The organism is Dehalococcoides sp. (genome assembly GCF_041654235.1).
Classification (GTDB): domain Bacteria; phylum Chloroflexota; class Dehalococcoidia; order Dehalococcoidales; family Dehalococcoidaceae; genus Dehalococcoides; species Dehalococcoides mccartyi_B.
The window spans coordinates 25,040-32,383 of sequence record NZ_JBAZDW010000011.1; the positions used below are offsets into that span (position 1 = coordinate 25,040).

Sequence of the window (7,344 nt, forward strand, 5' to 3'; positions counted from 1 at the left end):
TTCTCAACTTACATCGGTCTGTTTTACTGGTAAAATAATATCACAGGTTGTACCATGGCCTTCCTGGCTGCTAATGGTAATTTGCCCATGATGGAGATCTACAAATGTTTTGGAAAGGGCCAAACCCAAACCAAGCCCGCCGGAACTTTCCTTAGAAGTCAACCGGTCGTCATATGAAGTCAGCAACCGCTTCTGTTTTACTTTTGGTATTCCTGAGCCATTATCTTTTATGCAAACAACCAAATGCCTGCCTCTTTGAGATACACCTATTTTGATAAAACCGCCTTGCGGGGTAAATTTTAGTGAATTTTCTAAAATATTCATAACAATTTGCTTAAACCTGACCTGATCAACCTCGATAAGTGGTAGATTCGGTTGGAAAACTGTTTCAAGGTTTTGATTCTTGGCCTGCGCTTGGGGATGTATGTATTCTACAATATCAAGCAACAGCTTCACACAATCAATTTTTTCAATATTCAGCGAAAGTATACCCAACTCGCCCCTGACTAGGTCAAACAGGTCATTCATCCTGTTCTCAAGTTCTTCCGCTCCCTTATTTATCTGGTTAGCCAGTTCGTGCAAATCATCATACGGCAACATTTTTACCAGCATGTCGCTTGCCGCTATAATAGGGGTAAGGGGCGTTTTTAATTCATGTACCAGAATACGGGTGAATTCTGCCCGCTTCTTAAATTCATTCTCAAGCTGGGTGTTGAGCATTTTTTCACGCTCATACATATTCTTCAGCTTCATCTCGTATTCTTTTCTTAAAGATATATCCCTGATGATGGATAATATTACCAGTTTGCCATTCAGTTCAAACCGGAGACCGCTCACTTCATTCTGCAAAATCTTGCCTGACTTTGATTTATGCAGCAGTTCATAAGTAGCGCCATCCTCTCTGTGGATAGTTGCCTTGGTTCCGGCCAAAAATTTGGCTTTGCTCTCTTTGGAATTAGGCTGGAAAGAATCAGCATATTTACCGACCATCTCCTGCCGGGTATATTCAAACCGCTGGCAGGCCATATCATTTACTTCAATTACCTTAAAGCCTACTTTATGGGCATCCCATTCCCAAAGTATTATGGCATCACGGGCTTTATTAAATATGGTTCTAAACTTCTGTTCGCTATCATGCAAAGCTTTTTCAGTGATGGTTTGTTTTTCAGTTAGACTCCGTACCAGTTTACTGAAGGTATCTAACTCAGCTGTTTTTTGTTTAAGAAGCTCCTTAAGATAAGATTGCTGCTTTATCAGCTTGCCTTGGGTTTCCTGCTCACTATCCAAATTTTTCAAAAATGCACAATTATAGTCCATGCCGGAATATTTCAGGTACGAATCATTTATGCTTGCTTGAACTTTATAGCCGGATTTTAATAATAAAGTTGCTAACCGCATATTAGTACCTGACTTTTTCAGCCGATTCCAGTAAGCCTCCCACTGTGAGTGGGTAAAATTCGAGGAAATTTCACAAATATTCATCCGCGACAATTCCTCTGTACTGTAACCGATCATTTTGGCAAAGACTTTATTTGAATATACGATTTCACCACAATTGTTTAACCAGTAAACAGCCACCGGAGCATCATCCAGTGCTAATTTGCCTATAGAACTGAACATTACAGGTTTCCAATCCTCACTGCCAAAGCTGTATTCAACTTTTCCATACTAAATTATAGCTGTAGAAATCAAAAAATACACTACAAATTTTACCCGCCCATTTCCGGTTACTCGTGGCGTTGTTAATAATCTTAACAACAATTAACAGATTAATAACAACACAAGCGTTATTATTTTCAGTTAGAGTAAGAGCTATTTTGAAGGAGGTGCTAACTGAAAAAAGACTCTCGGGAGAGACCGGGTGGCTTTGGGAAAGACCAAAACAAAAAGGAGAAGGAATTGATGAGTAAATTTCACAGTGCAGTAACTCGACGTGACTTTATGAAAGGGATTGGTTTAGCCGGAGCGGGTATCGGAACTGCGGCTGCCGTAACTCCCCTGTATCATGACTTAGATGAAATAATAGGTTCGAAAACCTCCCAGTGGAAACGCCCCTGGTGGGTAAAAGAACTCGAACTGGAAGAGCCTACTACTGAAATAGACTGGAGTCGGGTAGAGAGATTTGATGCCCGCTATTCAGCTCATTCACCAGCTGAAGTATGCCGTTTTGTCGGGTTGGATGAGTATAACAGAGTTAGAGCCTTAGCTAATACCTCGCAGGACATACTGGATAATAAACCCGGTTCAACCCTGCGGGATAACGCCCTAAATGTCGGTGCTGGTACCGGTCAGTACATGGGCGGTTACAAATCTGATTATGTCTTTCCAGCGGCTGGGACTTGCTGCGGGTCTTACTCTGTATATTGGACTGGACAGAAAGGCACCGCTACCCCGGAAAGTCTGGGTGTGCCGAAATGGTCTGGTACGCCGGAAGAAAATACCCAGATGGTACGGGCTGCCATGCGCTTCTTCGGGGCTACCGACGTATCCGTAGGGGAAATGAATGAGAAAACCAAGAAATTTGTTTCAACCTATCCCCAGGGCGGAGATGTAAAATATCTAAATAGCTGGCCACCTCCGGATACATACATCAAGAAGATTGTATTTGAAGATGTTGATAAAGGCTATACCACTGACACCAAGTATGTCATCCCCAATAAACCCCTATATTGCATAACTTACACCGTGCCCATGTCGAAGGACCTTTTCAGAACAGGCCCCGGTTCTCAGCTACGCTCAGCGGCCAATATAAGCCGCTATCGCCTGCGTGCAGCCATTGACACCTGTACCAAAGGGTTTTTGACTGCTCTTGGATATCAAGGTCTGGAGGAGCCGTATCCCTGTTTCCCATCACAGGCCGGAGCCGTACTGGATGGCTTGGCTGAAATGGGACGTAACTCAAACGTCTGTATCAGCCCTGAATATGGCAGTGTTCATGGCTATTTTGATATCATAACAGATCTGCCTATGGCACCCACTCATCCTATAGATGCCGGCATATTCCGTTTCTGCCATACCTGCCACAAATGCGCTGATGAATGCCCTGCCAAATGTATTGACCAGGGTTCAGAGCCGACCTGGGATTTCCCGGCCAGCATGTACAAGCCTGAAATGCCGGTAGATTACCATGCCCCCGGCAAACGACTATTCTGGAACGACCCCATTGCCTGCCAGATGTATTCGAACTCGGTAGCCGGCGGTTGCGGCGTCTGCATGGGTACCTGCACCTTTAATACCAACGGAGCTTCCATGGTACACGATGTAGTTAAAGCCACTCTTGCCAAAACATCGCTTCTAAATGGATTCCTCTGGAATGCCGATAAAGCTTTCGGCTATGGTATGGTTGAAGGTGAAGAGAAAGAGAAGTTTTGGGAGATCGGTTTGCCAGCCTATGGATTTGACACTACAGTTGGGTCAACAGTAGGCGGCTACTAAAATTTAGGTTTTCAGGAAAAGTGATATGAAAAGGTTAATGGTGCTGATAACAGGTCTATTGATATTAGGCTGCTTGTCTGTATTTGCCTCTTGTGCAAGTGATATTGACGCAGAAGAAAATCAGGGAAATATTCCCATGGAGCATGGATACCCGGCAAAAGACCCGAATGCTCCTGAACAGCCTGTTCAAGACCCATTGCCGCCTGAATCATGCGGTTGCGGATGAATAAATGTTGAAACCAATCTCTTATGGTTGGTAGGAGGAAAATCAAAATATGTGGTTTATAATTGGTTTGATAGTCGGGGCTTTAATACTGGGAGTGATTTGGATATTAAAACGCAATAATTCCAGTCTTTCTTGGTATGAATGGCTAATTGGACTCGTCGGCTTGGCTTTACTGCTTTTCACCATCCAGAATTTCTTTGGCAGTTTCGCCGAATTAGAATCTAAGGCGGCTTCTATGTTCTTGCTGGTTACCGGCTTACCTGCACTTATCCTACTAGCTTTGTCTTGGCAACTAGCTTCGAGAAGGACCAAAAAAGCATAAACTTGTCTTCGTATAAACAAATAAGCGGGTTGGTTTAAACCAACCCGCTTATTTGTTTATATCCAAACCAGCCGTCACAGATTTCAATTCTCACACTTCTAAGCAATACCAAGTCGTGTCAATTCTGTTATCTACTCGTTAAGATTTACGCATTTTCCAATGCCAGACTCAAAGTTTTGCCTGTATATAATTGATCTTCTCCCCGAAAACGAGTCCGATTTTCAAGGAGAAGAGGAAATAAACCGCCGTGCCAAGCTGATAGAAAAGGAACTCCGCAAGTTACCGGCACGCATGCCGGGCATTGGTAATATGAGCAAAACCAGAATCACCGCTAAAACGCTGGAAAGGAAACTGCGTATAGGCGGAGGCGATTATGTCAGTCTGCGCAGCCGAGTACCGCCATCCAGAGGAGAACGGGTACCGCCACCGAGGGTTCCTACCATTAATCCACCGGATAACCCGCCGCCGAGGATTGATCCGCCTCGCATTACCCCACCAGATTTTAACTACAGAGGCGGCAAAGGACACACGGATAGCCAAAAAGACAAGGATATCAGCAAACCAAGGCTGAAAAGTGGCGATGTGGCATGGAAACAGGGGGAACTGGGCACCGGTGATAATAAACGCCCCGTCTGGATAATAAAACGTGCCAATGGCACTCATGAATATGTTTTCCGTCCGCCGGAAGGGGCGACCCGCTTGGAAGGTACTCCGGCAGAGACTTTCTTTACCAGAGGTAAAAAACCTCCCAAAAAACTGACTCAGGAAATGGGCGTTACCACTGCCAAGATTGACCTTGAGCGCAACCCGAGGATTGATTTCATAGCCACTACGGCGCCCAAGTTTAAACCCTATATTCCAAAGAGTGTCCGACGGTCTATAGGCATGTGACAAAGTGTCACAGATATTCGGAAGATATGCGAAAGGCCGGGATGAACCCGGCCTTTTCAGATTATATTCTGCCTGCCTCTTAGCATTTAAAAACTTCCCCGGGGCCTTTTGGCACAACCGCAAACAGCATGCTGATATCTGACTGGGCATATGAATAACCTTCTCTAAAGACATTGGCCCATGTTTCCATTTCGTTCATGGTCATTTCGCGTATTTCCCCTTCTCGGATACAAATGTATAAACCCTCTACATATTCCTTGGTTGCATTCGCTTCCAACCATGCTTTTGGGTTCTTAGTAAAGCCCTTTTCCAGTATTTCCCCTACCCCGATTGCCCAGAGCATAGACTCAAGCAGGTCTTTTCTTATCCTGTCATCCGGCCGGTAATGAATGATTAATGCCCTTTCCATATTCAGTACCATGTTTTACTCCTATTAAATCCTAGTATTTCCTATAGCATACTATTAAGATGCTATGATGTCAATAGGATTATTGCGTATTGACTAATTACGTTATATGATATTGCTATGATGAAAACATTAAGAGAACATCGATTGGATAAATTCTGGAGCCAAGCTGAGTTAGCGAAACAAGCGGGTATCGGAGCGGATACAGTTAATAGACTCGAAAATGGCAAACAAAACCCAAGTTTTATTACTGTACGCAAACTTGCCATGGCTCTCGATATTAAACCAGAGGAAATTGAATTCTAATGTGGGATTGGATTGTTTGGGTATTTGTTGGAATTCTGGCTTTATCTGGAATTGCCGGCATATTATCACTAGATACTAGAGGTAGATCATTACTAGGGCTTGTCTTAATTGTTGGTGCTATAATTTGCGCTATCACTGGCGTTGGAGATAGTTGGACGCCAATATTACTTTATTTGATCGGCGGATCCGCATTTATTATATATAACCTCATCAAATGGGGTCAGCTCCGGGATTACTACTGGCTATGGTGTATGGAAACAGACGAATTCTTCGGTCCCTTCAACAACGATATTGAGATAAAACTTTTTCAGCCCCCGCATTACCTACCAGGCGGGTGGCAAATCTTCTGGATACCGGCCAAAGACCCTCTAAAAGCAACTAAAATCATCCGCAAGTGGGTTAAAGACGCTGAGAAAGTTTTACGTAAAGACCCTGAATATAAAGACAGAATGCCAAAGTAAATTTAATCTTACTTAACGAGGAGAATAATATGAATGCAAAAAAACAATCTCCTTTGCCTTTTGAAGGCGAAACTCAAACAGATCTTTTTAGGCCATCTGGCAAACCGATAAGAAAAGTATTTCATAACGATGAATGGTATTTTTCTATAGTCGATGTTATTGAAGCTGTAACAGAAAGCTCTTCCCCAAGCCGTTATTGGAATGAGTTAAGAGAAAAGATGCGGCAGGAAACAGGTGATGAACTTTTCGCTAAAATCGAAAAGTTGAAAATGCCAAGTGCTGATGAAAAACAAAGAGAAACTGATGCAGCGAATACAGAAACTTTATTCCGCATCATACAGTCTATTCCTTCTCCTAAGGCTGAACCTTTCAAGAAATGGCTAGCAAGGGTTGGCTTCGAAAGAATTGAAGAAACTCATGATCCGGAAAAAGCCATACAACGGGCAATGATTACTTATAAATTAAAAGGTTATCCTGATGAATGGATTAATGCACGTATTCGCACAATATTAAGCCGAAAAGAACTAACAGGTGAATGGGCTAAACGAGGTGTTAAAGAAGGCCTTGAGTATGCCATTCTTACAAATGTTATTTCTCAAGAGACTTTCAATAAAAGTACTCAGGGACATAAAGATTATAAAAATCTAACAAAAGCTGATAATTTACGAGATCATATGACTGATATTGAGCTTATTTTAACAATGTTAGGGGAAAAGTCTACTGTCAGTATTGCAATCGCACGCGATGCCACAGGATTAGATGCAAACAAATCAGCAGCTCATGTAGGTGGTAAAATAGCAGGAGATGCCCGTAAAAACCTTGAAAGAGAATTAGGCCGCAGTGTTGTATCAAAAGAAAACTACTTGAATAATAAATCAGTTCAAGACCATCTGATTGATGAAGGCAGTAAATATCTCAATACTGATGAATAAATATTTTAGTAATTATATATAGAAATTCATAAATGGCGACTGGCAATACCAACTCGCCATTTATTATTTAACACAATATATTTATAACTTTTACAGTTTTAAGTTATCAACCGGGCTAAACTTCTTATGCCCCTGTACAGCTGCTTCTGAATTCAAACTGGACGCATACCGTCTGGTCATGGTCAGCGTGCTATGCCCCATAAGAGACTGTACCTCAAATTCCCCTGCCCCATTCCTTAGGCACATAGTAGCAAAAGTATGCCGGAAAGTATGGGGACTACACCGGATATTTGTAATGCCTGCCCGCTTGCCTAACGTGACAATTGTTTGCATGATACCGTTGGTAGTTAAAGGGTGGCACTCTT

General features: G+C 42.7%; 10 protein-coding genes. 7 read left to right on the forward strand and 3 right to left on the reverse strand.

The annotated features are described in order from the left end of the window. Positions 1 to 3: 3 nt before the first annotated feature. Positions 4 to 1,620, reverse strand: coding sequence for an ATP-binding protein (locus WC259_RS02560; RefSeq protein ID WP_059280022.1), 1,617 nt, complete (start codon positions 1,618 to 1,620; stop codon positions 4 to 6). A 282-nt stretch (positions 1,621 to 1,902) separates the two neighbouring features. Between WC259_RS02560 and WC259_RS02565 the strand changes: the two genes are divergently transcribed. The 4 genes from WC259_RS02565 to WC259_RS02580 all read left to right on the forward strand — a co-directional run bounded on the left by WC259_RS02565 (position 1,903) and on the right by WC259_RS02580 (position 4,874). Then, positions 1,903 to 3,435: a reductive dehalogenase gene (locus tag WC259_RS02565; RefSeq protein WP_061977011.1), complete on the forward strand. Its 1,533-nt coding sequence runs from the start codon at positions 1,903 to 1,905 to the stop codon at positions 3,433 to 3,435. 25 nt (positions 3,436 to 3,460) lie between these two features. Continuing rightward, positions 3,461 to 3,661 carry a hypothetical protein gene (locus WC259_RS02570; RefSeq protein WP_061977009.1) on the forward strand — a complete coding sequence of 67 codons (201 nt, stop codon included), beginning with the start codon at positions 3,461 to 3,463 and terminating at the stop codon, positions 3,659 to 3,661. 49 nt (positions 3,662 to 3,710) lie between these two features. Continuing rightward, complete coding sequence (locus WC259_RS02575) at positions 3,711 to 3,983, forward strand: dehalogenase (RefSeq protein WP_372643053.1); 273 nt, start codon at positions 3,711 to 3,713, stop codon at positions 3,981 to 3,983. A 159-nt stretch (positions 3,984 to 4,142) separates the two neighbouring features. Continuing rightward, on the forward strand, positions 4,143 to 4,874 hold the full coding sequence (locus WC259_RS02580; RefSeq protein WP_372643056.1) for a hypothetical protein: 732 nt from the start codon (positions 4,143 to 4,145) through the stop codon (positions 4,872 to 4,874). Between the two features lie 79 nt (positions 4,875 to 4,953). Here the strand turns inward: WC259_RS02580 and WC259_RS02585 are convergent, their stop codons facing one another. Further along, entirely contained in the window at positions 4,954 to 5,295 is a 342-nt protein-coding gene (locus tag WC259_RS02585; RefSeq protein WP_078409449.1) for a hypothetical protein, read from the reverse strand. Positions 5,296 to 5,400: 105 nt separating this feature from the next. Here WC259_RS02585 and WC259_RS02590 point away from each other — a divergent pair, with 105 nt between their 5' ends. Genes WC259_RS02590 through WC259_RS02600 form a run of 3 tightly spaced genes read left to right on the forward strand, consistent with a single transcriptional unit; the run spans position 5,401 to position 6,979 of the window. After that, entirely contained in the window at positions 5,401 to 5,586 is a 186-nt protein-coding gene (locus WC259_RS02590; protein ID WP_078409447.1) for a helix-turn-helix transcriptional regulator, read from the forward strand. Next, entirely contained in the window at positions 5,586 to 6,047 is a 462-nt protein-coding gene (locus WC259_RS02595; protein ID WP_078409445.1) for a hypothetical protein, read from the forward strand. Before WC259_RS02590 ends, WC259_RS02595 begins: the two co-directional genes overlap by 1 nt. A 29-nt stretch (positions 6,048 to 6,076) precedes the next feature. Beyond that, positions 6,077 to 6,979: a BRO family protein gene (locus tag WC259_RS02600; protein ID WP_372643060.1), complete on the forward strand. Its 903-nt coding sequence runs from the start codon at positions 6,077 to 6,079 to the stop codon at positions 6,977 to 6,979. A 90-nt stretch (positions 6,980 to 7,069) separates the two neighbouring features. On the opposite strand, the gene WC259_RS02605 is transcribed toward WC259_RS02600, so the two are convergent. After that, positions 7,070 to 7,344: tyrosine-type recombinase/integrase (locus WC259_RS02605; RefSeq protein WP_372643063.1), on the reverse strand; the 275-nt coding region annotated here is incomplete at its 5' end.